Below are 24,359 nucleotides of genomic sequence, written 5' to 3'. Positions count from 1 at the left end.
TCTCGCGACGATCATGAAGTTGGCGGCGCAAGGCGTCCGATTTATCCCCGCCAACTTCATGATCGACGGAGAAAGGGCGGGCGGGACCGCCGCGGGGGTGAGGGCGGGAAGCGCGGGGGTCAGGCTGGGGAGAAGGCGGCCCGGCGGCGGGCGTCGACCTCGGCGGCCAGTTCCGGGGCGCGCTCCAGCGCCGCCGGGAAGCCGCAGGCGGCAAGCCAGTTCGCCAGCATCAGGTGACCGCCCTCGGTCAGCACCGACTCGGGGTGGAACTGCACGCCCTCGATCGGCAGCGTGCGGTGCCGCATCGCCATCACCACACCGGAGGCGGTCCGGCCGGTGACCTCCAGCTCGTCGGGGAGCGTCTCGGGCAGTACGGCGAGCGAGTGGTAGCGGGTGGCGGTGAACGGGTCGGGCAGACCGGCGAGCACGCCCACGCCGTCGTGGCGTACCTCCGAGGTCTTGCCGTGCAGCAGTTCCGGCGCGCGGGCCACAGTCGCGCCGAACGCCTCGCCGATTGCCTGGTGACCGAGGCAGACGCCGAAGATCGGGAGCTTGCCCGCGTACTCGCGGATCACGTCCAGGCAGATGCCGGCCCGGTCCGGGCTGCCCGGCCCGGGTGACAGCAGGACACCGGCGGCGCCGGCGCGGCCCACCTCGGCGACGTCGATCTCGTCGTTGCGCCGCACCTCGCAGTCGGCGCCGAGCTGGCCGAGGTACTGCACGAGGTTGAAGACGAACGAGTCGTAGTTGTCGATCACCAGTACGCGCATCGCTGTCACCTGTTCGGGGTGGAGGGTGGGGCGTTGTTCGTCTCGGTGCTGTACGGCAGTTCCTCCTCGCCGGGCAGCCCGGTCGGCTCGGTGATCCCACCGTCGCCCGGTACGCCGGAGTCCTGGGTGACCTGCACGTCGTCGAAGGGCAGCAGCGGCTCGGCCCACGGGAAGACCACGAACCAGAGCAGCGCGACGGTGGCGGTGGCCAGCACCAGCGAGCCGAACAGCTTGCCGGGCAGCCCGAACGGGAGTTTGCGCCAGATCCACGAGTACACGGCTCACGCCTCCAACTCGGCCGGGCGGCCCGCCGACTTGGCCTGCGTGTGGTCCAGCCGGGCGTGGATGATCAACCGCTGGTAGTTGTCGAACTTCGGGTTGCAGGTGGTGAGCGTCAGCAGCTTCTCGGTGGGCTTCTGACCCGGCTTGCCGGGCACCGGCGCGACCACCTCCACCTGGGACGGCTTGACGATCCGCTGCTGGTATACCCGGTAGACGAGCCACTCCGTCTTGGTCTCGACCACTATCGCGTCGCCGGTCTTCATCTCGTCCAGCCGCCAGAACGTGGAGCGGATCCGGTGGCCGGCGACGGAGAAGTTGCCCACCTCGCCGGGCATGGCACTGTCCGGGTAGCGGCCCGGCGCGTACCGGATGTCCTCCGGGCTGACCCCCTCGACCACCACCCAGTGCTTGTCGAACTTGGGGATGTAGAGGCCGGCGACCGGCCTGCCCTCCGCCGGTGGCTTCGGCTTCACCGTCGGCCCGGTGGTCGGGCCGACGGTCGGGTCCGCCGCCGCGTCCCACTCCTGGGCGAGCTGGCTGTTCAGGTCGCTCTGGTGGGCCTCGACGATGACCGCCTTGCCCCAGATCTCGTACCCGGCGAAGAGAAGCACCACCAGCCCGAAGGTGATCAGCAGCTCGCCGGTGCCCCGCACGACGGTGCGCAGCCGGGAGCCGACGGTGGGGCGGGTCAGCTCGGAGTAGACGCTGCGGTACCCGTCGCCGGTCTGCTCGGGCCGCAGCTGCACCACCCGCTCGCCGCGCCGAGGGCGGGGCGGCTCGGCGGGCGGCTCCGCGCCGCCGTCGCCGTCGCCGGTGTCAGGCGCCGGGGGCACCGCGCCCATCAGCCCGGTGGCGTCCAGGTGGGGGTCCGCGGGTGGGCGGGTGACGGCGGGCAGCACCGTCGTGGCTCCGGGGTCGGCCGGAGGGTTCCGGTCCGCGCCGGCCGGCCCGCCGAGAGGGGGTACGCCGGGCGGCCGTCCCTCACCCCCCGCCGGTCGGCGACCGTCCTCCGGCGGGCGTCCGCCGGCCTCCCACGGGCGGGTGCCGTTCTGCGGTGGCTGTCCACCGCGGCCACCACGCTCGGGCGGGATCGCCGCACCTGTGGAATGGCGGACGGCGTACTGCTGCCCCGCCGGTCCGTACCCCTCCGGTCGCGACTGGCGCTCGCCCGGCCGGTGTGCGACGTCGCCGGGTGCGGCCGGGCGCATCCCGGGAGCGGGACCACCCCGGGGCGCCGCTCCGTGGGGCGCGGGGCCGTTCTGCGCCGGCCCGTGGGGCGCGGGGCCGTTCTGCGCCGGCCCGTGGTGTCCGGCGCCCTGGTGCGCCGGGCCGGCCGGGTGGGGCGTACCCCTGGGGGGAAGCTCGCTCGCCGGGGGGCGGAACCGGGGGTCGGCCTCGGGGCGGGAGGCGCTCGCCGGTTGATGCGCCTGACTGCCCGGCCACGGCGGCGGCGGAGCGACCGGCGGGGCGGTCCGTGGCGGGGCGGACGGCGGTTGGCCGGTCCGTGACGGCGCGGGCTGGCGGGTGTCCGGGCCGTGTCGGGCCGGGGCGGTGTGGGCCGGGCCGGCGTCGGGCCAGGGCAGGTGGAGCGGGGGTGGCGACGCCGGGGCCGGACGCTCGACCCGGGGGAGGAACGCTGTCGGCTCCTCCTGGCGGTCGTGGCCGGTGCGTTCCCGGGGGTCGCCGCCGGTCACCGGGGCACCGTCGCCGATTGCAACGCGGTGGAGTCCTCGAATGCCGGCACGGTGACGGTGGAGACGCGCTCGACGTACCCGAGTTGGTAGTGGTCGGCCACTTCCTTGAACACCCGCACTCCCTCAGAGGCGGCGAGCGCCCGCTGGAGTTCCGCGGGATCGCCGATTGCCACGATCTTGAAAGGAGGGGAGTACACCCGGCCGTGCAGCAGCAGGGTGTTACCGACGCAGCGTACCGCGCTGGTGCTCAGCACGCGGACGTTCATGATTGACATGGCTTCCGCGCCGCCGGCCCAGAGCGCGTTGACGACCGCCTGGACGTCGCCCTGGTGCACCACCAGGTCGTCGTTGCTGGCGCCCTTCGGCAGCGGCTGGTCGGGCCGGCGGTCGGCGTCGTTCAGCTCGACGGTCACGCCGCTGCCGGTGAGCGCTGTGAACCCGGCGCCCTGCCGGCTGGCGGCGGCCCGGTCCCGCTCGGTCTTGATCGGCCCGTCGGCGCCGGCGAGCGCTTCGGTCTGCTCCTCCACCTCGGCCCGGAGCCGGGCGGCCTTCGCCTCGCTGGCGGCGACCTCCTCGCGGCGGTCCTCGATCAGCTGGGTCAGCTGAGGCCGGCGGTCCTCACGCAGGGAGGTGCCGCCCGCGGTGGTGGCGGTGGTGGTGAACAGCAGACCGGCCGCGGCGGCGATCAGGGGTACGCCGACGGACCAGCCGGGGCGGCGCTGGCGTGCGCGCCGGGGCAGCAGGGCGGCTGCCGCGCGGCGGAGGACCTTCTGCCAGGAGGCGGCGCCGGACGTGTACTCCACCGGGCGTTCCCTTTCCAGTCGTCTCGTTCCGGCCCGCGCCGGTGCGAGCCGACCTGCTCGACCCGGAAAGTCCGCTCTTTCCGGTTACTGAGTGCACCGGCCTGGCCCCATTCGTGGCCTGGACGGTCCGTCCGGACTACGCTAGCTGTCGAACATTATTGGCCATGGACCGTCGCCCTCGCGCCCGGTTGTCAGGCCGGACGAGGTCGTACCCCCCTCTGGAGAGCGTCGTGCCCAAGTCTCAGGTCCGCAAGAAGAAGGTGTACACCCCGCCGACGGACGTACGTCCGACGGCGACGGCGTCGACGCGCAAGCCTAGCCCGATCTGGCTGCCGGTCACGGCGGTCACGCTGATCGTGGCGGGCATCGGCTGGCTGGTGCTCTACTACCTGTCCGAGCAGGCGTACCCGGTCGCCAGCTGGGGTTACTGGAACCTCGCCGTGGGCTTCGGCGCGATGGTCTCGTCGCTGATCCTGCTCTCCCGCTGGCGCTGATCAGGCGCTGCCCCACCCCGGCGTAGGTCACGCCACGCCGCCCCTGCCCGGCGCTTCGGCGCCGGTCCACCTAAGGTGTGCGCAGGGCGGCGTGGCCTGGTGCGAGAAGACTCACGTTACTGCTGGGTAACCTTGCGCGTAGGCTGCACGGACAAAGCAGCAGACCGGGAGGCCAACTCGATGGGCAGCGTCCAGATCGTCACCACGATCCTCGCGGCCGCCATCACCGCCGTTGCGGTGTGGCTTGCGGTGCGCGCGGTCATGAAGATGACCGCCGTCATCCGGCTCGGCCAGCCCGCGCCGGAGCGGTTCGGCGACAAGGGCGCGCGTACGAAGAAGATGCTGGTGGAGACCGCCGGTCACACCCGCATGCTCAAGTGGAGCGTGGTCGGCGCCGCCCACTGGTTCGTGATGGTCGGCTTCATCGTGCTGTCGCTGCTGGTGCTGGAGGCCTACTTCGAGGTCGTCTCCACCGGCGGTGGGCTGCCGATCATCGGGCACTGGACGATCTTCGGTCTGGTCACCGAGTGGATCGGCATCCTCGGCCTGGTCGGCATCCTGGTGCTGATGGCGATCCGGCTGCGCAACCGGCCCGGCCGCGCGGAGAACCGCTCCCGGTTCACCGGCTCGACCATGTGGCAGGGCTACTTCGTCGAGTGGGTCGTCCTGCTGGTCCTGATCTTCGGGTTCGTGATCCGGGGCTTCAAGGTCGCCACCGACCACTTCGAGTACCCGGTCTGGGCCGCCCCGCTCAGCCACGCGGTCGGCTCGGTCCTCCCGGACTGGGAGGCGGGCGTCAGCGTCGCCGCGCTCATCAAGATCGCCATTTCGATGACCTGGCTCATCGTGATCTCGCTGAACGTCACCATGGGCGTGGCCTGGCACCGCTTCCTGGCCTTCCCGAACATCTTCTTCAAGCGCGACCCGGAGAAGCCGGCCGGTTCCGGCCTGGGCCCGCTGCGCCCGATGACCAGCGAGGGCAAGCCGCTGGACTTCGAGGAGGCCGACCCGGAGAAGGACCAGTTCGGTGTCGCCCAGGTCGAGCAGTTCACCTGGAAGGGCCTGCTCGACTTCAGCACCTGCACCGAGTGCGGTCGCTGCCAGTCGCAGTGCCCCGCCTGGAACACCGGCAAGCCGCTGTCGCCGAAGCTGCTGGTGCTGAGCCTGCGTGACCACGCGTACGCCAAGGCGCCGTACCTGCTGGCCGGTGGCGGCAAGGACCTCACCGGCGAGGAGAAGGCCACGCAGGAGCAGCTGGCCGGCGTGGACGTGCTGGCCATGGCCGAGGCGGACCGGCCGCTGATCGGCACCGCCGAGGAGGGCGGTGTCATCGACCCGGACGTGCTCTGGTCCTGCACCACCTGCGGCGCCTGCGTCGAGCAGTGCCCGGTCGACATCGAGCACGTGGACCACATCGTCGACATGCGCCGCTACCAGGTGCTGATCGAGTCGAGCTTCCCGTCCGAGGCCGGCGTCATGCTCCGCAACCTGGAGAACAAGGGCAACCCGTGGGGCGCCCCGCAGAACACCCGCGAGGACTGGACCAAGGGCCTCGGGTTCGAGGTGCCGCGCGTCGGCGAGGTCGACGACTTCGAGTACCTCTTCTGGGTCGGCTGTGCCGGCGCGTTCGAGGACCGGGCCAAGAAGACCACCCGCGCGGTCGCCACGCTGCTGAACGAGGCGGGCGTCAAGTTCGCCATCCTCGGTGAGGGCGAGACCTGCTCCGGCGACCCGGCGCGCCGCATCGGCAACGAGTTCGTCTTCCAGATGCTGGCCCAGCAGAACGTCGAGACGCTGAACGAGGCGTTCGAGGGCCGGGAGAAGAGCAAGCGCAAGATCGTCGCCACCTGCCCGCACTGCTTCAACACCCTGGGCAACGAGTACGGCCAGCTCGGCGGCGAGTTCGAGGTGGTGCACCACACCCAGCTGCTGGCCCACCTGGTCAGCGCCGGCAAGCTCACCCCGGTGCAGCCGGTCGACGGCGGCGTGACCTACCACGACCCGTGCTACCTGGGCCGCCACAACCGGATCTTCGCCGCCCCGCGCGAGGTGCTCGGCGACTCGATCCAGGGCGAGCTGACCGAGATGCCGCGTAACAGCGAGCGCTCCTTCTGCTGCGGCGCCGGCGGCGCCCGGATGTGGATGGAGGAGAAGATCGGTAAGCGGATCAACGTGGACCGGGTCGAGGAGGCCATGTCCACCGGGGCGAAGACCATCGCGGTCGGCTGCCCGTTCTGCTCGACGATGCTGAACGACGGCGTGAACGGCAAGGGCGCGGGCGAGCAGGTCGAGGTGGTCGACGTGGCGAGCGTGCTGCTGCGCTCGGTCAAGCCGGAGGCCCCGGCCGGTGAGCCGGAGGTCGCGCCGACCGCGAGCTGAGGCGTACCCCGGCAGGAAGCCGGACCACGACGGCGGCGGCACCCGAGCGGTGCCGCCGCCGTCGCCTTCAGCTGGTCGTGGTGGTCATGATGGCGGCGCTCGTCCCGGCCGTCATCGCGACCATAAGCGCGGCCTGCATCTCCTCGATCGCCTTCTTGACGGCGGCCGATGCCCAGTCACCGGCGGCGATCTCGTCGATGCGCGCCTTGACCCGCTCCTTCGGCAGCTCGCGGAAGATCTTGCGGTCCAGGCCGACCGCGCGGGTCAGCGTGAGCAGCGCGGCGGTCCGGGCGTCGACCGGGCCGTCGCCGGTGAGCGCCGCAGCCATCCGCTCCCGGGCCGCCGTCTCCACCGCCGGCTCCGCGCCGGTCGGCGAGGGATAGCGGGTACGCGGGAAGACCAGCAGCACCCGGTCGGACTCCCGACGCAGGACCCCGGCGTCGACGAGCCCGCCGAGCACCCGCTCCGGCAGGCCCTTGGCGAGCTTGCCGATCCAGTCCTTCGGCTTGCGGGGGCGGCCCGATCCGACAGTCGCCAGAGCCTCGTCGAGCAGCGGCACGCCGGTCGGGGTGGGATCGGTGACGACGAGCCGCTTGTCCGCCACCTCCACCCGGCCGGTTAGTGCCAGTTCCAGCAGCACCGCCCCGGCGAGGCCGTAGCCGAGGTGCGGACTGCCGAGCCGGTTCGTGCCGCCGTCGTCGTACGCGAGCAGGACCAGTTCGTCGGTGAGCAGCAGACCGTCCATGCGCACCACGCTACGGGGGGTCCGCCATCGGCGCGCGCGTGCCACAATCACGCGCATCGACGGCCTTCTGCTTCTGACGCTGTTGCCCCTGGTCGGTTTCGTGCTGCTGACCGCCGGCAACGCCTTCTTCGTCGCGGCCGAGTTCGCCCTGGTCACCGTCGACCGGGCGGAGATCGACAGGCGGGCCGACGAGGGCGACGGCCGGGCCGCCACGGTCCGCCGCGCGCTGCGTGAGCTGTCCTTCCAGCTCTCCGGCGCGCAGCTCGGCATCACGCTCACCGCGTTGCTCACCGGCTACCTGGCCGAGCCCGCCCTGGCCCGGCTCTTCGCGCCGCTGCTGCACCCGCTCGGCGGCGCGGAACGCTTCTCCGGCCTGCTCGCGCTGGCGCTGGCCACGCTCATCTCGATGCTGTTCGGCGAGCTGGTGCCGAAGAACCTGGCGCTGGCCCGCCCGATGCCCGCGGCGCTCGCCACCGCCGCGCCGATGCGGGCCTTCTCCCGCACCTTCGGCTGGCTGATCCGGCTGCTGAACGAATCAGCGAACCGGCTGGTGCGCCGCCTCGGCGTGGAGCCGCAGGAGGAGCTGGCGAGCGCCCGGTCCCCGGAGGAGCTGGGCCTGCTCGCCGCCATCTCGGCCCGGGCCGGCGCGCTGCCGCCGGACACCGCGATGCTGCTGCGCCGCACCATCCGCTTCGGCGACAAGCGGGCCGCCGAGGCGATGACGCCCCGGGTGGACGTGACCGCGTTGCGCGCCACCACGACTGTGGCGGAGTTGCTGGAGGCGTCCCGGCGGACCGGCCGGACCCGGTTCCCGGTCTACGAGGAGACGCTCGACCTGGTCACCGGCGTCGCCGGGGTGCCCGACGCGCTGGGTGTGCCGCTGGCCCGCCGCGCGGCCACCACTGTCGCCGCCGTCGCCCGGGAACCGGTGTACGTCCCGGAGAGCCTGAACCTGAACGGGGTGCTGGCCGCGCTCAAGGCCGCCGGGGCGGACCTGGCGATCGTGGTGGACGAGTACGGCGGCACCGACGGCGTGGTGACGGTGGAGGATCTCGTCGAGGAACTGGTGGGCGAGATCGCCGACGAGTTCGACCCGGACGCGGTGGACGGCTTCGGGCCGGTGGAGCTGACGGTGCCCGGTGGCGAGCGCACAGTCCTGACCGACGGCGTGCTGCGCGCCGACGAGCTGGTCGAGCAGACCGGGTTCCGGCTGCCCGACGGGCCGTACGAGACGCTCGGCGGGTTCCTCATGGCACGGCTCGGCCACATTCCGGTGCCGGGTGAGGCGGTCGACGAGGCCGGGTACGAGTTCACTGTGGTGGAGGTCGACCGGCACCGGATCGAACAGGTGCGGGTGGTACGCCCCGAGGAGCTCGACGGCGGTGCCTGAACTACTCGTCGCGGTGGGGTTGCTGCTCGGCAACGCGTTCTTCGTGGGCAGCGAGTTCGCGCTGATCGCCTCCCGCCGTACGGTCATCGAACCGCTGGCGGCGACGTCGAAGCGGGCCCGGCTGGCGCTGGCGGCCATGAACCAGATCCCGCTGATGATCGCCGGGGCGCAGCTCGGCATCACCGTCTGCTCGCTCGGCCTCGGGGCGATCGCCGAGCCGGCGCTGGCGCACCTGCTGGAGCCGGCGTTCGCCGCGCTGGGGCTGCCCGCCTCGGCGGTGCACCCGGTGTCGTTCGTCATCGCGCTCGCGGTGGTGGTGTTCATGCACACGGTGGTCGGCGAGATGGTGCCGAAGAACATCACGCTCGCCGGGCCGGAGCCGTCGGCGCTCTGGCTCGGTCCGGCCATGCTGGCGTTCTGCCTGGCCACCAAGCCGCTGCTGCTGGCGATGAAGTGGGCGTCCCGGCAGGTGCTGCGGTGGTGGCGGGTGGAGGCGACCGATGCGGTGAAGACCGTGTTCACCGCCGAGGAACTGGCCGGGCTGGTGTCCCAGGCGCGTACCGAGGGGTTGCTGGACGCCGAGGAGCACGCCCGGATCACCGGCGCGCTGGCCCTGCACAGCCGTACCGCGGCGGACGCGCTGCAACCCTGGTCCACGGTGACCACGGTGGCCGAGGACGTCTCACCGGCGTCGCTGGAGGTGCTGGCGACCCGTACCGGCCGGTCCCGCTTCCCGGTGGTGCAGCGGGCCACCCGCCGGGTGCTCGGTTTCGTGCACGTCAAGGACGTGCTCGGGTACGCCGGGGCGAGCCGCCGCGCGCCCGTGCCGGCCGAGATCTACCGGCCGCTGGCTGTGGTGCCGCCGGACCGTACGCTCGCCGATCTGCTGCTGGCGATGCGCCGCGAACGCCGCCACATGGTGCTGGTCAGCGACGGACGCAGGCCGATGGGTGTGGTGACGCTCGACGACGTATTGACAGCCATCGTCGGAAGATGAATTGAATACCCTTGGTGTGCAACCGATTGCGGATACGTGATTGAACAAAGGGTCGCCTTGATTCCATCGGACGCCTTCCCTAATGTGAGGCACCGACCGCTGTGGGTCGTCTGCCTCGACCTTCCCTCTCGCGAGGCGCCCGGCGGTCGGTTGCAAAGGAGTCCGTGCCGGTGGCAACCACGCCCCCTCAACGTCACGCCCCGAGCGCTCCACCCGGCCGGCGGGCCGGGTTCCGACGGGTGGTACACGGTCTGGTCACCCTGGTCGCGGCCGCCGCGGTCGGCGCCGGAATGCTGACCGCCCCGGCGCACGCGGCGCCGTCGGTGGACGAGATCGACGCGCAGATCGACAAGCAGTGGCAGCAGCTCGAACCCACCATCGAGCAGTTCAACAAGGTCCGCTCGCAGCTTCGCGCCAACCAGAAGAAGTCCAAGGCGCTGAAGGACAAGATGGTGCCGCTGGAGCTGGCCTCCACGCTCGCCATGAACAAGGTCGGCGACATCGCGGCCCGCTACTACATCCAGGGCCCGTCGCAGGAGCTGGGCGCGCTGCTGGTGAACTCCAAGCCGGGCGCGCTGGCCGAGCAACTGGTCATGCTGGACCGGATCGCCGAGGACCAGCGTCGCCAGATCGCCGGTGTGCTCAAGGTGCGCGACGAGTACAACAAGCAGAAGGAGAAGCTCGACGCGCTGATCGCGCTGGAGATCAAGCAGCAGAACGATCTCGCGGCGAAGAAGAAGCAGATCGACTCGGAGATCAAGCGGCTGACCGCCATGCTGCCGGTGACCTCGATCCGCCCGGCAGGCTGCCCCGCCGTCGACGGCGTGGTGAGCAGCGCCGCGCGGACCGCCATCAAGACGGCGTGCGCCCAGGTCGGTGACCCGTACGTGTGGGGCGCCACCGGCCCGAACTCGTTCGACTGCTCCGGTCTCACCCAGTACGCGTACAAGGCGGCGGGCATCTCGCTGACCCACTTCACCGGCGCGCAGTGGAACGAGGGCCGCAGGATCTCCCGCTCCGAGGCCCGCCCCGGTGACCTGGTGTTCTTCGGCTCCGACCTGCACCACGTCGGGCTCTATCTCGGCAACGGGGTGATGGTGCACGCGCCACGTACCGGCAAACCGGTCCAGGTGTCGAGCATCAGCACGATGCCGATCGCCGGCTTCGTCCGGGTCGCCTGACCCGGAACCCGGGCAGCGAGAAGGCCCCCGGTCCACGCGGACCGGGGGCCTTCCCGTGTGCGGTGCCGGGTCAGCGCGGCGCGCCGACCGGGGACGGCAGGATCAGCACGTCGTCCAGGTTCACGAACATGATCCGGTGACCGAACTGGACCTGCACGTAGCGGTTCTCGCCGCGGACCACGGTCCGGTCACCCGGTGCCGAACCGTCGAACGAGACCGCCCGGTAGTACTCGCCGGGCAGCACCCCGCCCACCGCGTACCGCTGGCCGGCGGCGAACGTGTACTGAAGCGGCGAGATGGTCTGGTACGGGATGGTGTCCGGGTAGGCGGCCTGCTCCGGGTAGGCCCGCCCGTACACCGGGATGGTGGCCTTGCCGGGCCGCGGCGTCACGACGAAGCCGGTGGCCCACTTGGCCGTCGGCGCGGAGGCCGGGTTGAGGAACCACGCCTTCTGACCGAGGTACCAGATCGCCGTCCAGTCGCCCTGGCGGCCGGCGAGCGCGTACGTCTGACCGGCGGAGGCGCGGGCGCCGTGGTCGGAGATGTACATGGTGTCCGGCGCGCCGTCCGGGCGCAGCCCGAGGTCGTTGACGAGCGGGGCGTCCGGGCTCGGCGCGGTCCGCAGGATCACCGACGAGGAGCCGCGCGACGGGCACGGCTGCGCCGGCGGCCGGGGCGTCGGGACGCCCGGCGGCTGCTGGTTGCAGCCGAAGAACGCCGGCCGGTTGGTGGCGAAGTCCGGGTCGATGGTGACCAGGCCGGTACGGGGCGTGCCGGTGCTGCGGAACGGCGCCTTCATGAGGTCGAAGTAGTGCGACCAGTCCCAGTACGGTCCCGGATCCCAGTGCATGCCGCCCACGTTGGCGGCGGTGATGCCGGGCACGTTGTCGTGGCCGATGATGTGCTGCCGGTCCATCGGGATGCCGAGCTTCAGCGCCAGGTGACGCACCAGCTTGGCGGAGGTGCGGTACATCGCCTCGGTGTACCAGGTGCCCTGACCGGCGAAGCCCTCGTGCTCCAGGCCGATGGACTTGGCGTTGACGTACCAGTTGCCGGCGTGCCAGCCGACGTCCTTGGTCTTGATGTGCTGGGCGATGTAGCCGTCCACCGAGCGCAGCGTGTAGTGCCAGCCCAGGTAGTCGGCCCGCTTCACCAGGTCGACGCTCGGGCCGAAGTAGCCCTCGGTGTCGTGGATGACGATGTACTCGATCTTCTGCTGCTTCGGCCGGTCGCCCAGGTCGTGGTTGCCGTAGTCGCCCGGGTCGTCGCTGAGCTGCTCGTAGGGCGCGGGGATCCACTCGCAGGCCAGCCGTACCGGGCACTCCAGCCCGTCCGGCCGCTCGGCGTTGCGCAGGCCGAGTCGGGCCAGGCGGGAACGGTCCGGCTTCGCGGCGGTGGCGGCGAGCGTGACCCGCTGGCCGTCGTCGGTGGTGCGGCTGGCGCCCTGGCCGAGCTGGTCGTAGACCTCGTCGGCGAAGGCCGCCGCGGCGTCGGAGGTGTCCGCGCCGGAGTACCGGGCCACCGCGCCGTACCAGGCCGCCGGGTCGGTGCCGGCGCCGACCGGCCCACCCAGAGCCTTCTGGTACGACGCCAGCAGCGCGGCGCCACCGCGGATGTTCGCGGCCGGGTCGGTGCGCAGCGTGCCCGCGTCGAGCCCGGTGAGCGCGGCGGCGGCGTCGAGCGTCTGGAGCGAGGCGGGCGGCAGCGGGGTCTCCCGCTCCGGTGCGGCCGCGGTGGCCGGATCGAGCTTCAGCGGGCGGGAGTCGTCGCCGCGCGGGTCCTCGTCCTCGTCGACGTGGGCGCTGCCCGGCATGGCGAGGATGTGCGCGGCGTCGGTCAGGTGCATCGGGCCGTAGCCGCCGCTGGTGCTCGGCTGCCCGGTGTGGGTGTCCCAGCGGGACTCCAGATAGGAGACACCGAGCAGCACGTTCTGCGGTACGCCGTACTCGGCCGCGGCGGCGGCGTATTGTTGTTGCCGGTCGCTCGCGGGCGCGGACGTGTCCGGCGCGGCGGTCACCGGGCCGGTCGTCGCCAGCGCGGTGGCTGTCGCCACTGCGGCGGCGAGCAGTATCCGTCTGCCCGACGGCGGGGCGGAGAGGTGCATCGAACCTCCTGGACAGGGATGGGGGTCACTGCGTTTCCACCCTCACTCCGCACACCCGCGAGGGTCAATACCTTTCCAGTGAGTAATCAGCCTTGAAAGAAAATTTCACCTCCGACCGGGGTGCGGCGCCTCATCGCGTACGGAGTGTCACGGCGCTGGAAGTTGCGGATCGATAACGGTGGTCCCTACTCTGGTGAATCGTCGGCCGCACGTCTCACCGTCCAACCCGGTCGGTGACGGTCCGACACCGCCGAGTCGCCTCCGGGCGAGCCGGGGAACCAGGTACCTGGGGTGAATCCGCAGCGATGCGGTAGGGCGGCTCCCTTCCCGCCCGAATCCGTCAGCTAACCCGGTAGGCGGTACGGAAGAAGGAGTACGGACGCCCGGTGGCACTCCATGCCCCGCGGCCGTCGTCGAGCCGGTCGGTCGACCGCTCCACGGCTGTGCCGCGTACCCGCTGGTCCCGCTTCACCACAGCCCTCGCCGCCCTCGTCGGCACCGCAGTCGTCCTGACCGGCGGCGCCACGGCGGCACACGCCGAACCCTCGGTCGCCGAGATCGAGGCGCAGATCGACCGCGACTGGAACAAACTCGAACCGGTCATCGAACAGGTCAACGCCGTACGTGAGCAGCTCGCCGCGCGGCGCAAGCAGGCTGACGCGCTCGGCCGGCAGATCGCACCCCTCCAGGCCCGGGTGGACGCCGCGCTCGGCCAGGTCGGCGGACTCGCCGCCGACGCCTACAAGGGTGACAACCTCTCCACCGTCAACGCGCTGCTGGGCAGCCGCTCACCCGGTGACCTGGTCAACGGCCTGGAACTGCTCGACCGCTTCGCCCACCGCCAGCACGAGCAGGTGCGCTCCGTCGCCGCGCTGCGCGACGAACTGGCGGCGAAGAAGAAGCCGCTGGACGAGATGATCGCCGGACTGGCGCGTACCGAGGCCCAGCTCGCGGCGAAGAAGAAGCAGATCGACGCCGAGATCGCCCGGCTGCAGAAGCTGCGGCTCAAGGTGTACGGCAACGGTGGCGGCGGCCCGCTGCGCCCGGCGCCCTGCCCCGCCGGTTACCCCGGTGGCGCGGCCGGAGCGGCGGTCAAGTTCGCCTGCGCCCAGATCGGCAAGATCTACGTGTGGGGCGCGGCCGGGCCGGATCACTTCGACTGCTCGGGCCTGACCATGGCGGCCTGGGCCAAGGGCGGTGTCTCGCTGCCGCACAACGCGCGCCAGCAGCACGGCATGACGAAGCGGGTGAGCCGGGCCGAGCTGCGCGCCGGTGACCTCGTCTTCTACTACAGCGACCTGCACCACGTGGCGATGTACGTGGGCGACGGCTGGGTGGTGCACGCCTCCCAGTCCGGCAAGCCCATCACCATGAAGCGGGTCGACGACGGCGACATCAACAGCTACGGCCGGGTGTAAGGAAGGGCCCCCTCTTAACGCCTCCGGTAGAGGAGGGGGCCCCTATTAACAACTGTGGGCGCCGTCAGCGGGTCGGCCAGGTGCGCCAGCTCTGCCAGGACCGGCTCGGCGTCGGTCCGCGCTGCCCCTGGTAACGCGACCCGTAGACGGCCGAGCCGTACGGGTGCTCGGCCGGCGAGGAGAGCCGGAAGATGCAGAGCTGGCCGATCTTCATGCCCGGCCAGAGCGTGATCGGCAGGTTCGCCACGTTCGACAGCTCCAGCGTGACGTGACCGGAGAAACCCGGGTCGATGAAGCCGGCGGTCGAGTGGGTCAGCAGCCCCAGCCGCCCGAGGCTCGACTTGCCCTCCAGCCGGCCGGCGAGCTGGTCACCCAGCGAGATCACCTCAAGGGTGGAGGCGAGCACGAACTCGCCCGGGTGCAGCACGAACGGCTGCCCCTCCGGCACCTCCACCATCGAGGTCAGGTCGTCCTGCTGGATCGACGGGTCGATGTGCGTGTAGAGGTGGTTGTTGAAGACCCGGAACAGCCGGTCCAGGCGTACGTCGATGCTCGACGGCTGCACCAGCGTGGGCTCGAAGGGCTCCAGCGCGAGCGTGCCGGCCTTGATCTCGGAGACCAGGTCGCGGTCGGAGAGCAGCATCGGAACACCATAGCGACAGGTGCCGGTGACCTGCGTGTCGCACTACATCTTCGTACACGTGTTCGATAGAGTGTCCACATGGCTTCCTGGTCCGAATTCGCCGCCGACGAGCCCCGCCTCGCCGACGAGATCCGCCTCCTGATGCAGCAGTACGGGCCGGGCTTCGGCTACCTCGCCACGGTCCGCGCCGACGGTGGCCCCCGGGTCCACCCGGTCTCCCCGGTGTTCACCGCCGACGGCCTCTGGTGCTTCGTCATCGACTCGCCGAAGCGCCGCGACCTCGAACGCGACGGCCGCTACGCGCTGCACTCGTTCCCGCCGGAGGAGAGCGACGACGAGGCGTACGTCGCAGGCCGCGCCCGGCCGGTGACCGACCCCGCCACGGTGGCCCGCCTGGCCCGGATCGGCCGCGCGTCACCGCAGGGCGACTGGCGGCTGTTCGAGTTCACCGTCGAGGCGGCGATGCTGACCCGCCGTGATCCGGTGGCCCAGCCCGGCGCCGCCCCGCCGCAGGTGCGGGTCTGGCTCGATCCGCGCGGGGCCGAACCCGCCCGGCGTGACCCGCTCGCCGCCGAGGGGCGGCGTGGCCGGCACGGCTTCGACACCCGCCGCCCGGCCGCCTGACCCGGCCCACGACGAAACGGTGCCGGCCCCGTCCGAGGACAGGGCCGGCACCGGTACGCGGTACGACGGTCAGGCTGCGCGGTAGGCGTTCCACGCGGTGAGCATGCGGCTCGCCTGGCCGGCGGTGAACTGGTACATGCAGGAGTCGTACGTGTAGTCCATGAAGTTGGTGATCGGGTCCTTGCCGGCGGTCGAGCAGGTGTCGCGGCCGGTCGGGCACTGGTACGCCGGGGACGCCTCGGCCGGGGTGTCGGAGACGCTGTCGCCCGAGCCGGAGCAGCCGCCCTGGAAGGTGTGGTAGAGGTTCAGCCAGTGGCCGACCTCGTGGGTGCCGGTGTCACCCTGGTTGTAGTTGGTCGCGGTGCCGCCGGGCAGCGACTCGTTCAGCACGACCACGCCGTCCATCTTGTCCAGCGTCCTCTTCGGGAACGTCGCCCAGCCCAGCAGGCCGTTGCTCAGCTCGCCGAGGTAGATGTTCAGCGTGTTCTTGCCGCCCTCACGCAGCGAGGTCTTCATCGAGCGCTCGGCGGAGGAGCCCTGCACGATCGGGTACCACGACGGGTTCGTCACCCGGTTGATCTTCGTGAGCTGGAACCCGAAAGCGGTGGCGGCGCCGCCGGTCGAGCCCGCGTACGACTGGTTCAGCACGGTGATCTGCTGGTTGATCATCGAGTCGGTGATGTTGCCGCCGGCCCGGGTGCTGTTCTCCTGGATGACGTGCACGACGACCGGGATGGTCACGGTGGCCAGCGGGGCGACGGCGCCGGTCCGGAAGCTTGCCCGCTCGCGCTGCGCGGCGGCGAGGTCGGCCTCACGGTCACGGACCTGCTTGGCGGTCAGGTGGTTGGGGTCGAGCTTGGCGTTGCCGCCCTTCGCGACGCGCGCGTTCGCGTGTTCGTCGGCGTGGGCGTCGGCCGGCTCGGCGCAGACGCCGGCCGGGGCGGCCGAGAAGGCCGAAGCAGCGGGGACGACGCCGACGGCGGCGGTGCTGAGCAGCAGCGCGAGGGTCGACGTCGCGACACCGGCGGTACGCCGGGTCAGCAGGTTGGGACGGAGTCCCATGGGCCCACCTCTTTCTGACGGCGTGCCAGGGGGTGTGTCACGCCGGTTCGGAAACGTGGGGCAGACGTTACATCCCATCGACGCATTTGAGAACGCCCATACGTTGCCGACCTTGGTGCTTGATCCACTCCAGCTCGGGGAGGTGGCGGGGTCAACCGCTCGTCGATACCGCCACCTCGCCGAAGTGGCGCGCGGGCACCTGGATGCACAGGGGTGGTGACCTTCAGGTAGAGTGGTGCCGCCTGCGGGTGTAGTTCAATGGCAGAACATCAGCTTCCCAAGCTGACAGTGCGGGTTCGATTCCCGTCACCCGCTCCAACCGAAGGCCCTGACCGGGACGCGAGTCCGGTCAGGGCCTTCGATGTTCCACGGACCACCTGTCCCGTGGTTGGTAGGCCGCGGCCCCACTAGCGATGGAGGGGACGTCGTGGGCCGATCTGATCAGCCTCACGAACGGCGTGACCGTGACCGCCAGGCGCGGTTCCGGCTGCCTGATCCAGTTCCCGACAACCCCGAGCGACACCGGGTATCCGGGGCGTGGCCGAGCCACGCGACGCCTGACGCTCCGGTGATGATGCAGGTGCCCGAGGTGGGCGTCTTTGTGAGGGCACTGCTACCCGTGAAGCTGACAGGTGCTTCAGCGCCGCCTTATCTCAGAACCTCCGGCTCCGCGGGGGCTGCTGGCTGCTCCGGTTGAGCCATGAAGCGCAGTTTGTTGGGGCGGACACCTCAGACGCGGCAGGGTGCTCCGGGATCGGGGAGTGTTGATGAAGTCGATGAATGACGTGTTCAACGAGGCAGTGGACTACGGGGCCGAGGGCGTTGTGCCGGTCGGCACGCCCGTCGGGGTGGAAAAGCTCTCGCACGTACACCGTGTCTTCAATGCTGTCATGGGTGGTGGCCTGGGTTTCGCGGTGGAAGTTCTCGAGCCGGACGATTTCCGGCGTGCTGTGGAAGGCTTTCGATACCTCGACCTCGGCGAGGTCGCGAACCTCCTCGCGGAACTGGTCGACAGTTACGGAAGTTCTGATTATGACGTCCGGAAGGAAGAGATCCTGGACGGCCTGCTCGTCGGCGCGCTGGTCGACGACGCTTTTCGGAGGAAGGTTTCTCAGGCTCCGTCCGACTTCGGGTTCGACGGCTCAGTTCTTCAAGATCCTGCTGCGCAGCAACGTCAGCTCAGGTAGTAGGCGGCTCTCCATCGGGCTTGCTCGGCTATGGAGAAGTTGTCGAAGTCACCGGCGGCCTCGCAGTCGAGCAGGTAGCGGAGCGCCTCTGTCGCATCTGACCCACGTGGATCTTCCGGGAGCCGCGTGAGAGGCCGCCGCTCGACGGCCGTCGTCGGTACGATCGCGCGATCTCGATCTGTTGATCATGCTGGAGGGAACCATGCAACTGCGCCTGAAGTACGCGCCCGTACCGGAGAACGCAGCCCGGTTCGCGGGCGACATCGTGGTGTCAGCGGCCCAGGTCAGCGCTGTGCACCTGGACTACACGCCGGACAGCCTGACGTCCGTGGACGCCATCCTCGACGGCTTTCGGGCCGAGGGCCTCACCGCTGGACAGGTGGCAGAGACTCTCTTCGGGTTCGGTTGCTATGTCGGCGAGGTGCTGACCCGGCATGCGGGTGGACGGTGGCGCGCAACGACGGCAGACGAACTGGCCGTCGTCGGATGGCCCATGGTGGTCGAGCTCGCCGGGCAGGGCTGGTGCAATCCGATCGCGAAGGCCTTCAAGCGCCTGGAGAACGGTCCGGAGGACAGCCTTCGGTACTTCTATGCCGTGTTCGCACCGGGCGGCGCCCGCTAGCGAGGGCGCGTAGCGCTGATCTCGCCCCCACCGTCGACGGATCGACTGACACAATGCGGCGTGCGCTCGCGTCTACGGTTGATCAGGGTGACGACGACTGGGGTCCAGGTACGGGAGACGGCCACCGTCGACCTGCCGACGAGCGCGGAGGCGGCCTTCGGCTTCATGGAGGATCCGGCCTCGTTGGTGGTGCTGGACGACTCGATTGAGATCGGCGTCACCCTGCCCGGACCGAAGGGAGCCGGCGAGATCCAGGCGTTCGTGCATCGGAGCCCCGACGGTCGACTGGGGATCATGCACGAGGTCGTCGAGGTCGAACCGGGGCGTCGTGCCGTCACCCGTACGTTGACTTCCGGATACTCCAGCGGCGGCGTGCTCACCGTTGTGCCGCTCGGGCCCGACTCGTGCCGTCTCACCCAGGAGATCTGGGCGGAGCTTCCGGCAGGCGTACTGGTGGGGGTTGATGCGCAGTTGCGCCACGAGTACCGGACGTGGCTCGCGGAGCTGATGCGGCGGCTCACCGCCTGGGCTGCTCACGCGCCCCGGTGCCGGTAGGTGCAGCCATTGCTCTCAGGCGCGAGCGTGGCCGGAGCTGGCTGGAGTCGAAGAACTCCTGTGGCACCTAGTGGTGCCGGACCTTCGCGCGGTAAGGCTGCTGATTGAAAGCAGCGCTACTTGGGCTGATCGCCGTTCGAGAGCTGACCGGCGTGGTCGACGAAGGACGTGAGGTGCGTCGACTTGGCAGCAGAGCTGACGCGGGACGAGGCCATCGCCCTCGTCGAGCGGATCATGAGTGTCGAACGCCGCACCGCGAAGCAGCTCGGCCACCGGACACCGGGGCGCGCTGATCGAAACCCCAACTACGCGGACGAGGGTGAGCTGGGCGGCTGGCTGGACCAACTTGAGCGAGACCTCGTCTGCCCAGGCGGCTACGTCTCCAACCTGATCTACTGGAGCGACCCCGAGTTGACGGCTGCCGAGGTGGTTGACCGAGCCTTGGCCTACCAGCCGATCCAGATGCGGTCCACGCCATGGACGTAGCCGTCGCGAGGGCTATTTGTCCCACCGATCGGCGTAGGGCAGGGCGAGCAGGCCAATGTGATCAAGCACGTCGCTCGACGCGTTGTGTTCCCGTAGTGGGATCGGCGCATGTCGTATCACCCACAGCGACAGCGCGGCACCCCACGTGTCCTCCTTGTGCCAACTCGACCAGGGGAGCCTGTCGACCACCAGGTCGTCCACCCACTCCTCCACGGCCGTGACCAGCCGTCGTCGGGCCACCGCGTCGACCAACGACTCCGTCCAGACGGCCAACCACGGGCTGAGCGTGGTGGTGGTCTCGGCAACGAACGCCAGCGCCTCATGGGCGGGCACCTTCGCGTCGGGCTCGACCAGGATGTGCAGCCACCAGGCGTCCAGGAACTCCCGCAGAGCGTCCCGCTGCCCCTTGGGCCATTCCTGCCAGCGGGCGGTGGTGAACAAGTACCCGAGGCTGTCCATCCCGGCCATGGGCATCACTCGGCCGGCCACGAGGCTCCGGGTCAGTTGGGGCAGGATCCGGCGCAGCAGCGGGCCGGGATAGCGCCAGTCCGTGGTCCAGTACGTGCGACGGAGCAGGTCCTCGTCGAGCGGCACGTCCGGCGTCTTCAGCAGTGCCAGTTCCTCCGCGCTGCCCCAGTGGCACTCGCAGTTGGACTCCTGCCGGTGCGCCGTCATGCCCTGGAACGTGGCGGCCGCACCCGCCAGCGCCTTCTCCAGGAGGTCGCTTACCTCAGTCCGATCGGGGATCATGGCGAATCCGCCTTCGAGGACTCCGGAGGCGTACGCCTGCCGAAGAGAGTGATCTTACGGTGAAGGCGAGGTGGGACGTGCACCCGACCAACGATCATCTGCCGGAGGAAGCCGAATGACACCGAATGCTTCTCCGACCGTGGATCGACTCGCCGGCCTGTTCGACTGGGACGGGGCGACGGAGACGGAGATCGACTGGACGGCTCTCACCGAGGCGGCAGGCCATCCCTTTCCCGAGGACTACCGACGCTTCGTCGAGCGCTTCCCACACGGCAGCATCGGCTTCCTGGAAGTGCTTCATCCTTCCGACTGGGGCGTACCGGAATTCCTCCGGTACGCGCGGAACTGGCATCACGTGATGAACAAGAGGGCGGAGTGCACAGGAGGGTTCCCGTACCACTTCGGCACCTCACCGGGAGACCTCCGGGTCTGGGGAGCCGTGAACTTCGACTATCTGCTCTGCTGGCACCTCGACGACGGTCCTCCCGAGCAGTGGCCGACGGTGGTCTGCGATACCGCCCTGATCGACCCGCCCGAGCCCTACGCCGGCACTGCCACCGCATTGCTTGTCGAGATCGCGGAACTGAGGAACCCGGTGCCGGTGATCGGGTACGTCACGGAGATCGACGGGGTGCCCTTCAGGCTCGTCCGGCACGAGTAGAGCGGGTCCACTGGCCCGGACGGATCCAGGTCTGCCCATCGCCGGGCCGGACCCGCACGGAGTCGCCCAGGTCCAAGGCGGCGAGCACCCCGAAGACGGCGTCCAGGACGGCTCGTCGGTCCGCCGTCACAAGGACGTCGACGTCGAGGTGGGAGCCGTGCTCGCTTGTTCCGGCACCGGTCACCTCGCCGCGCCCGACGAGAGCCTCGTTGAGGGCGTCTTCGAGGTCGTCGCGATCGATGTCGATCTGCCCGTCGATGACCAGTTCCACGAAATCCATCACGTACACCTCGGCGATGAGTTGCGGGTCGTTGACGGGTCTGACGGGGGACGAGCGGAAACCGGAGGAGCGGACCCATGGGCAAGCTGATCGTGACAGAGTTCCTGACCCTCGACGGCGTGGCGCAGGCGCCCGGTGAGCCCGACGAGGACCGCGAGGGCGGCTTCAGCCACGGCGGCTGGCAGATGCCGCTGCTCGACGAGAAGTCCGGCGCGGTGATGTTCCAGCAGGCGAGCAGCATGGACGCGCTGCTGCTGGGCCGCAAGACGTACGACATCTTCGCCGGCTACTGGCCGAAGGCGCCTGCGGACATCCCCTTCACCGGCCTGCTGAACGGTGTGCCGAAGTACGTGGCCAGCCGCACACTCGCCGAGCCGCTCACCTGGACGAACTCGTCGCTGGTAAAAGGTGACCTCGCCGAGCGCGTCACCGAGATGAACGGCCGCCACGGCGAGGTCCACGTGATCGGCAGCCTGGACCTGGTGCAGTCGCTGCTGCGCCTCGGCCTGGTCGACCGGCTCAACCTGTGGGTGTACCCGGTGGTGCTCGGCACCGGCAAGCGCCTGTTCGGCGAGGGGACGGTGCCGAGCGCGTTGCGGCTCACCGAGTCGGTCACCCACGCCCACGGCACGCTGCAACTGACGTACGAGCCGGCCGGAGCGCCCACCTACGGGGACGCGGCGGCGTAGGGCGCGCGGAGGTCGAGCACGTGCCGCAGGCCGGGCTCCCCGTCCAGATCCACCTCGCAGCCGGACACCGAACCGCTGCGCACCGAACCGTCGTGCACCGAATCGCCGCGCTCCGAGCCGTCGAGCACGAAACCGGCGCGCTTGAGCACCGCCAGCGAGGCCGGGTTCGCCAGGGCCGCCGAGGCGACCAGTCGGCGCAGCCCGTACTCGGTGCGGGCCAGTTCGCAGACGCGCCGTACGCCTTCACCCGCGAGCCCGCGCCCGGCGGCGCGCTCGGCCACCCGGTAGCCCAGTTCGGCGCTGCCGCCTGCGACGTCGACCAGGTTGAACCGCCCGAGCACGGCGCCGTGGTCGCCGACCAGCACGTGGAAGTGGCAGGTGCCGCGTTCCTGCTCGTCCAGCAGGGCCGCGTGCCGGGCGGCGTACCCGGTGAAGAAGTCGTCGCCCCGGTCGGGGACGTACCGGGCGAAGTAGGCCCGGTTCTCCCGCTCGAACCGCAGCACGGCGGGTGCGTGGTGGGCGGCGAGTCGTTCCAGCTCCGGCATCGGAACAGGTTAGGCGTCGGCCGGGTAGCAGCGCAGTTCGATTGTGTTGCCGTCCGGGTCGCTGACGTAGATCGAGGTGGCGGTGCCGCGCGCACCGAAGCGCGGGACCGGGCCGGTCAGCACGGTGAAGACGCCGGAGTCGACCACCCGCTGCCAGTCGACCGGCTCCACCACGAGGCAGAAGTGGTCCACGTTGGACCCGGTCGGGTCGCCCTCGATCAGGTCGATGATGGTGCCGGCGTCGACGCGTACGGAGGGGAACGGCACCTCACCGGCCCGCCACCTGTCGACCCGCACCGGGGCCAGGCCGAGCGTGCCGCAGTAGAAGTCGAGGGAACGCTCGACGTCGCTCACCGAGAGGACGAGGTGGTCGAAACCGGTCACCGTCACGAGATGGTTGTGCATGCCGTCAACCCTGGTCCGGCGCGCCGTCCGGACCAACCCCGATCCGGACTACGATCGTTGACCGGCAGGCAACGACGGAGGTGCTCCGGTGCTGGAGCGGTACGAGGTCGAGACGTTCCTGACCCTGGCCGAGGAACTGCATTTCGGGCGGACCGCCGAGCGGCTGCGGGTGAGTACCGGCCGGGTCAGCCACGTGGTGCGCAAGCTGGAACGCCGCATCGGCGCACCGCTGTTCGAGCGGACCAGCCGGGTCGTCCGGCTCACCCCGATCGGCGCCCGCCTGGCCGAGGAGATGCGCCCGTTGGTGGCCGGCATCGAGGCGGCTGTGCAGCGGGCCGTCGACGCCGGGCGCGGGCTTACCGGCGAGCTGCGGGTGGCGTACGTGGGTGAGTCGACAGCTCCGGTGCTGCTGCGCGCGGTGGCCCTGTTCACCGAGCGCCACCCGGACTGCGAGGTGCACGTGCACGAGGCGCCGCTGGCCAGCACCCGGTCGAGCCTGCTGGACGGCACGATCGACGTGCTGATCGCCTCGTACCCCTTCGACGGCATGGCGACCGGCCCGGTGCTGCTGCGCGAGCGCCGGGTGCTCGCGGTGGCCGCTGATCATCCGCTGGCGGCCGAGGAGTCGGTGTCGCTGGAGGTGCTGGGCGACCATCCGGTGGTGCAGTACCCGGCGGTGACCTCGGCCGCGTTCAAGCAGGACCGCACGCCGGACCGCACCCCGTCCGGCCGCCCGGTGCCGAAGGGCCCGGTGGGCGGCAGCTTCTCGGAGATGCTGGCGCTCGTCGCGATGGGGCGCGGGGTGCTGCCGGTGGGCGAGCAGGCCCGGCAGTTCTACGCCCGCCCGGACGTGGCCTACGTGCCGATCCACGACGCGCCGCCGATCTGTCGCGGTCCGGTGTGGCCGGCCGGGAACACCACGTCCCGGGTACGTGAGTTCGTCCGCGCGGCTGCTGACGCCAACCCGCTGCCGCCGGACTGACCTCGTCGTACCCGGCTGGCACCATCGGCGGGATGCGGGACGAGATCCGGGCACTGGTCGAGGAACTGCCACCGGGTGACGAGCTGGAGGCGCGGCACCGGGAGGCGGCGCTGGCCTGGCTGGCCGCCACGGATGACATTTTCCGCCGGGTCAAGCCGCGTACGCCGTCGCCGCACCTGGTCGCGTACTTCCTGCTCCGCGACCCGGCCGACGGCGCGGTGCTGCTTGTCGACCACCGCCTGGCGGGGATGTGGCTGCCCAGCGGCGGGCACGTCGAGCCCGGTGAGCACCCGGCCGACACGGTGCGCCGCGAACTGCGGGAGGAACTGGGCGTGGCGGCGGTCTTCGCGCCGCCGTTCGGCGAGCGCCCGGCGTTCCTCACCGTCACTGAGACGGTCGGCCCGCCCGAGCACCGGCACACCGACGTGAGCCTCTGGTACGTGCTGTCCGCCGACCGTGACCAGCGGTTCACGCCCGATCCGGTGGAGTTCGCGGGCATCCGCTGGTGGACGCCGGCCGAGGTGAACGAGGCGCCGACCGGCACGATCGAGCCGCATCTGGGCCGGATGCTGACCAAACTGGCGACAACGACGCCTTGACCCGTCCCCTGC

At 70.7% G+C, this 24,359-nt stretch carries 27 protein-coding genes, 1 tRNA gene and 1 riboswitch; of the genes, 16 read left to right on the top strand and 12 right to left on the bottom strand.

What is annotated here, in order from left to right:
- Positions 1-119: 119 nt before the first annotated feature.
- The 4 genes from FHX31_RS29610 to FHX31_RS29595 are packed head-to-tail and all read right to left on the bottom strand — an operon-like array spanning position 120 to position 3,549.
- On the bottom strand, positions 120-770 hold the full coding sequence (locus FHX31_RS29610; protein ID WP_114919202.1) for an aminodeoxychorismate/anthranilate synthase component II: 651 nt from the start codon (positions 768-770) through the stop codon (positions 120-122).
- A 5-nt stretch (positions 771-775) separates the two neighbouring features.
- On the bottom strand, positions 776-1,048 hold the full coding sequence (locus FHX31_RS29605) for a hypothetical protein (protein WP_013473364.1): 273 nt from the start codon (positions 1,046-1,048) through the stop codon (positions 776-778).
- Between the two features lie 3 nt (positions 1,049-1,051).
- Positions 1,052-2,746, bottom strand: a complete 1,695-nt coding sequence (locus FHX31_RS32900; protein WP_486481709.1) for a class E sortase — start codon at positions 2,744-2,746, stop codon at positions 1,052-1,054.
- Positions 2,743-3,549: a DUF881 domain-containing protein gene (locus tag FHX31_RS29595; RefSeq protein ID WP_013283315.1), complete on the bottom strand. Its 807-nt coding sequence runs from the start codon at positions 3,547-3,549 to the stop codon at positions 2,743-2,745. The genes FHX31_RS32900 and FHX31_RS29595 overlap by 4 nt, the downstream gene beginning before the upstream one ends.
- A gap of 230 nt (positions 3,550-3,779) precedes the next feature.
- Between FHX31_RS29595 and FHX31_RS29590 the strand changes: the two genes are divergently transcribed.
- Complete coding sequence (locus FHX31_RS29590) at positions 3,780-4,043, top strand: cell division protein CrgA (RefSeq protein WP_013283316.1); 264 nt, start codon at positions 3,780-3,782, stop codon at positions 4,041-4,043.
- Between the two features lie 180 nt (positions 4,044-4,223).
- On the top strand, positions 4,224-6,422 hold the full coding sequence (locus tag FHX31_RS29585) for a (Fe-S)-binding protein (RefSeq protein WP_013283317.1): 2,199 nt from the start codon (positions 4,224-4,226) through the stop codon (positions 6,420-6,422).
- 67 nt (positions 6,423-6,489) lie between these two features.
- Here FHX31_RS29585 and FHX31_RS29580 read toward each other — a convergent pair whose 3' ends face one another.
- The gene (locus FHX31_RS29580; protein ID WP_235437536.1) at positions 6,490-7,167 is read right to left on the bottom strand and encodes a GOLPH3/VPS74 family protein; all 678 of its coding nucleotides are present in this window, start codon (positions 7,165-7,167) and stop codon (positions 6,490-6,492) included.
- An 82-nt stretch (positions 7,168-7,249) separates the two neighbouring features.
- Here FHX31_RS29580 and FHX31_RS29575 point away from each other — a divergent pair, with 82 nt between their 5' ends.
- The 3 genes from FHX31_RS29575 (at position 7,250) to FHX31_RS29565 (ending at position 10,735) form a co-directional block, all read left to right on the top strand.
- Positions 7,250-8,557: a hemolysin family protein gene (locus FHX31_RS29575; RefSeq protein ID WP_036310374.1), complete on the top strand. Its 1,308-nt coding sequence runs from the start codon at positions 7,250-7,252 to the stop codon at positions 8,555-8,557.
- On the top strand, positions 8,550-9,554 hold the full coding sequence (locus FHX31_RS29570; protein WP_184977540.1) for a hemolysin family protein: 1,005 nt from the start codon (positions 8,550-8,552) through the stop codon (positions 9,552-9,554). The genes FHX31_RS29575 and FHX31_RS29570 overlap by 8 nt, the downstream gene beginning before the upstream one ends.
- A 170-nt stretch (positions 9,555-9,724) precedes the next feature.
- A complete protein-coding gene (locus FHX31_RS29565; RefSeq protein ID WP_013283321.1) occupies positions 9,725-10,735 on the top strand; it encodes a C40 family peptidase in 1,011 nt (336 codons plus the stop codon).
- A 70-nt stretch (positions 10,736-10,805) separates the two neighbouring features.
- On the opposite strand, the gene FHX31_RS29560 is transcribed toward FHX31_RS29565, so the two are convergent.
- Positions 10,806-12,839 (bottom strand): N-acetylmuramoyl-L-alanine amidase, encoded by a 2,034-nt coding sequence (locus FHX31_RS29560; RefSeq protein WP_184977539.1) that lies wholly within the window; start codon positions 12,837-12,839, stop codon positions 10,806-10,808.
- 238 nt (positions 12,840-13,077) lie between these two features.
- A riboswitch (cyclic di-AMP (ydaO/yuaA leader) is annotated at positions 13,078-13,212 on the top strand.
- Positions 13,213-13,225: 13 nt separating this feature from the next.
- Here FHX31_RS29560 and FHX31_RS29555 point away from each other — a divergent pair.
- Complete coding sequence (locus FHX31_RS29555) at positions 13,226-14,257, top strand: C40 family peptidase (protein ID WP_013473370.1); 1,032 nt, start codon at positions 13,226-13,228, stop codon at positions 14,255-14,257.
- Positions 14,258-14,321: 64 nt separating this feature from the next.
- Here FHX31_RS29555 and dcd read toward each other — a convergent pair whose 3' ends face one another.
- Positions 14,322-14,900: a dCTP deaminase gene (gene dcd / locus FHX31_RS29550; protein ID WP_013283324.1), complete on the bottom strand. Its 579-nt coding sequence runs from the start codon at positions 14,898-14,900 to the stop codon at positions 14,322-14,324.
- Between the two features lie 78 nt (positions 14,901-14,978).
- Between dcd and FHX31_RS29545 the strand changes: the two genes are divergently transcribed.
- A complete protein-coding gene (locus tag FHX31_RS29545) occupies positions 14,979-15,524 on the top strand; it encodes a pyridoxamine 5'-phosphate oxidase family protein (protein ID WP_013473371.1) in 546 nt (181 codons plus the stop codon).
- A 69-nt stretch (positions 15,525-15,593) separates the two neighbouring features.
- On the opposite strand, the gene FHX31_RS29540 is transcribed toward FHX31_RS29545, so the two are convergent.
- Positions 15,594-16,586 carry a zinc metalloprotease gene (locus tag FHX31_RS29540; protein WP_013283326.1) on the bottom strand — a complete coding sequence of 331 codons (993 nt, stop codon included), beginning with the start codon at positions 16,584-16,586 and terminating at the stop codon, positions 15,594-15,596.
- Positions 16,587-16,830: 244 nt separating this feature from the next.
- Here FHX31_RS29540 and FHX31_RS29535 point away from each other — a divergent pair.
- From FHX31_RS29535 to FHX31_RS29515, 5 genes are all read left to right on the top strand, one after another.
- Positions 16,831-16,904, top strand: a tRNA-Gly gene (locus FHX31_RS29535).
- 449 nt (positions 16,905-17,353) lie between these two features.
- Complete coding sequence (locus FHX31_RS29530; RefSeq protein WP_013473373.1) at positions 17,354-17,773, top strand: hypothetical protein; 420 nt, start codon at positions 17,354-17,356, stop codon at positions 17,771-17,773.
- A gap of 187 nt (positions 17,774-17,960) precedes the next feature.
- Positions 17,961-18,395, top strand: coding sequence for a hypothetical protein (locus tag FHX31_RS29525; protein WP_236619342.1), 435 nt, complete (start codon positions 17,961-17,963; stop codon positions 18,393-18,395).
- A gap of 87 nt (positions 18,396-18,482) precedes the next feature.
- Entirely contained in the window at positions 18,483-18,950 is a 468-nt protein-coding gene (locus FHX31_RS29520; RefSeq protein ID WP_013473375.1) for an SRPBCC family protein, read from the top strand.
- A gap of 183 nt (positions 18,951-19,133) precedes the next feature.
- Positions 19,134-19,436: an e9imm peptide gene (locus FHX31_RS29515; protein ID WP_184977538.1), complete on the top strand. Its 303-nt coding sequence runs from the start codon at positions 19,134-19,136 to the stop codon at positions 19,434-19,436.
- Positions 19,437-19,448: 12 nt separating this feature from the next.
- Here FHX31_RS29515 and FHX31_RS29510 read toward each other — a convergent pair whose 3' ends face one another.
- Complete coding sequence (locus tag FHX31_RS29510; protein ID WP_047893231.1) at positions 19,449-20,186, bottom strand: hypothetical protein; 738 nt, start codon at positions 20,184-20,186, stop codon at positions 19,449-19,451.
- Between the two features lie 139 nt (positions 20,187-20,325).
- Between FHX31_RS29510 and FHX31_RS29505 the strand changes: the two genes are divergently transcribed.
- Positions 20,326-20,847 (top strand): SMI1/KNR4 family protein, encoded by a 522-nt coding sequence (locus FHX31_RS29505; RefSeq protein WP_235437537.1) that lies wholly within the window; start codon positions 20,326-20,328, stop codon positions 20,845-20,847.
- Here FHX31_RS29505 and FHX31_RS29500 read toward each other — a convergent pair.
- Positions 20,825-21,127, bottom strand: coding sequence for a hypothetical protein (locus tag FHX31_RS29500; protein WP_013473379.1), 303 nt, complete (start codon positions 21,125-21,127; stop codon positions 20,825-20,827). The two genes, FHX31_RS29505 and FHX31_RS29500, sit on opposite strands and share 23 nt — an antisense overlap.
- Before the next feature lie 77 nt (positions 21,128-21,204).
- Here FHX31_RS29500 and FHX31_RS29495 point away from each other — a divergent pair, with 77 nt between their 5' ends.
- The gene (locus FHX31_RS29495) at positions 21,205-21,816 is read left to right on the top strand and encodes a dihydrofolate reductase family protein (protein ID WP_013283333.1); all 612 of its coding nucleotides are present in this window, start codon (positions 21,205-21,207) and stop codon (positions 21,814-21,816) included.
- Here the strand turns inward: FHX31_RS29495 and FHX31_RS29490 are convergent.
- Positions 21,795-22,361, bottom strand: a complete 567-nt coding sequence (locus FHX31_RS29490) for a GNAT family N-acetyltransferase (protein ID WP_184977537.1) — start codon at positions 22,359-22,361, stop codon at positions 21,795-21,797. The two genes, FHX31_RS29495 and FHX31_RS29490, sit on opposite strands and share 22 nt — an antisense overlap.
- A gap of 9 nt (positions 22,362-22,370) precedes the next feature.
- Positions 22,371-22,766: a VOC family protein gene (locus tag FHX31_RS29485; protein ID WP_030269673.1), complete on the bottom strand. Its 396-nt coding sequence runs from the start codon at positions 22,764-22,766 to the stop codon at positions 22,371-22,373.
- An 88-nt stretch (positions 22,767-22,854) separates the two neighbouring features.
- On the opposite strand from FHX31_RS29485, the gene FHX31_RS29480 reads away from it, so the two are divergent.
- The gene (locus FHX31_RS29480; protein ID WP_184977536.1) at positions 22,855-23,748 is read left to right on the top strand and encodes a LysR family transcriptional regulator; all 894 of its coding nucleotides are present in this window, start codon (positions 22,855-22,857) and stop codon (positions 23,746-23,748) included.
- Positions 23,749-23,780: 32 nt separating this feature from the next.
- On the top strand, positions 23,781-24,347 hold the full coding sequence (locus FHX31_RS29475) for an NUDIX hydrolase (protein WP_184977535.1): 567 nt from the start codon (positions 23,781-23,783) through the stop codon (positions 24,345-24,347).
- Positions 24,348-24,359 lie beyond the last annotated feature (12 nt).

This window comes from Micromonospora sp. CNZ286, from assembly GCF_014207755.1.
This window is presented reverse-complemented; position numbering and strand designations above follow the sequence as displayed.

What these genes read in the sequence shown, in the direction of transcription:
- FHX31_RS29525 (WP_236619342.1), top strand. Translation starts at nt 17,961, where the DNA reads ATGCTGGAGGGAACCATGCAACTGCGCCTGAAGTACGCGCCCGTACCG.
- FHX31_RS29530 (WP_013473373.1), top strand. Translation starts at nt 17,354, where the DNA reads ATGAAGTCGATGAATGACGTGTTCAACGAGGCAGTGGACTACGGGGCC.
- FHX31_RS29560 (WP_184977539.1), bottom strand. Translation starts at nt 12,839, where the DNA reads ATGCACCTCTCCGCCCCGCCGTCGGGCAGACGGATACTGCTCGCCGCC.
- FHX31_RS29485 (WP_030269673.1), bottom strand. Translation starts at nt 22,766, where the DNA reads ATGCACAACCATCTCGTGACGGTGACCGGTTTCGACCACCTCGTCCTC.
- FHX31_RS29475 (WP_184977535.1), top strand. Translation starts at nt 23,781, where the DNA reads ATGCGGGACGAGATCCGGGCACTGGTCGAGGAACTGCCACCGGGTGAC.
- FHX31_RS29545 (WP_013473371.1), top strand. Translation starts at nt 14,979, where the DNA reads ATGGCTTCCTGGTCCGAATTCGCCGCCGACGAGCCCCGCCTCGCCGAC.
- FHX31_RS29610 (WP_114919202.1), bottom strand. Translation starts at nt 770, where the DNA reads ATGCGCGTACTGGTGATCGACAACTACGACTCGTTCGTCTTCAACCTC.
- FHX31_RS29500 (WP_013473379.1), bottom strand. Translation starts at nt 21,127, where the DNA reads ATGGATTTCGTGGAACTGGTCATCGACGGGCAGATCGACATCGATCGC.
- FHX31_RS29585 (WP_013283317.1), top strand. Translation starts at nt 4,224, where the DNA reads ATGGGCAGCGTCCAGATCGTCACCACGATCCTCGCGGCCGCCATCACC.
- FHX31_RS29510 (WP_047893231.1), bottom strand. Translation starts at nt 20,186, where the DNA reads ATGATCCCCGATCGGACTGAGGTAAGCGACCTCCTGGAGAAGGCGCTG.
- FHX31_RS29490 (WP_184977537.1), bottom strand. Translation starts at nt 22,361, where the DNA reads ATGCCGGAGCTGGAACGACTCGCCGCCCACCACGCACCCGCCGTGCTG.
- FHX31_RS29580 (WP_235437536.1), bottom strand. Translation starts at nt 7,167, where the DNA reads ATGGACGGTCTGCTGCTCACCGACGAACTGGTCCTGCTCGCGTACGAC.
- FHX31_RS29495 (WP_013283333.1), top strand. Translation starts at nt 21,205, where the DNA reads ATGGGCAAGCTGATCGTGACAGAGTTCCTGACCCTCGACGGCGTGGCG.
- dcd (WP_013283324.1), bottom strand. Translation starts at nt 14,900, where the DNA reads ATGCTGCTCTCCGACCGCGACCTGGTCTCCGAGATCAAGGCCGGCACG.
- FHX31_RS29540 (WP_013283326.1), bottom strand. Translation starts at nt 16,586, where the DNA reads ATGGGACTCCGTCCCAACCTGCTGACCCGGCGTACCGCCGGTGTCGCG.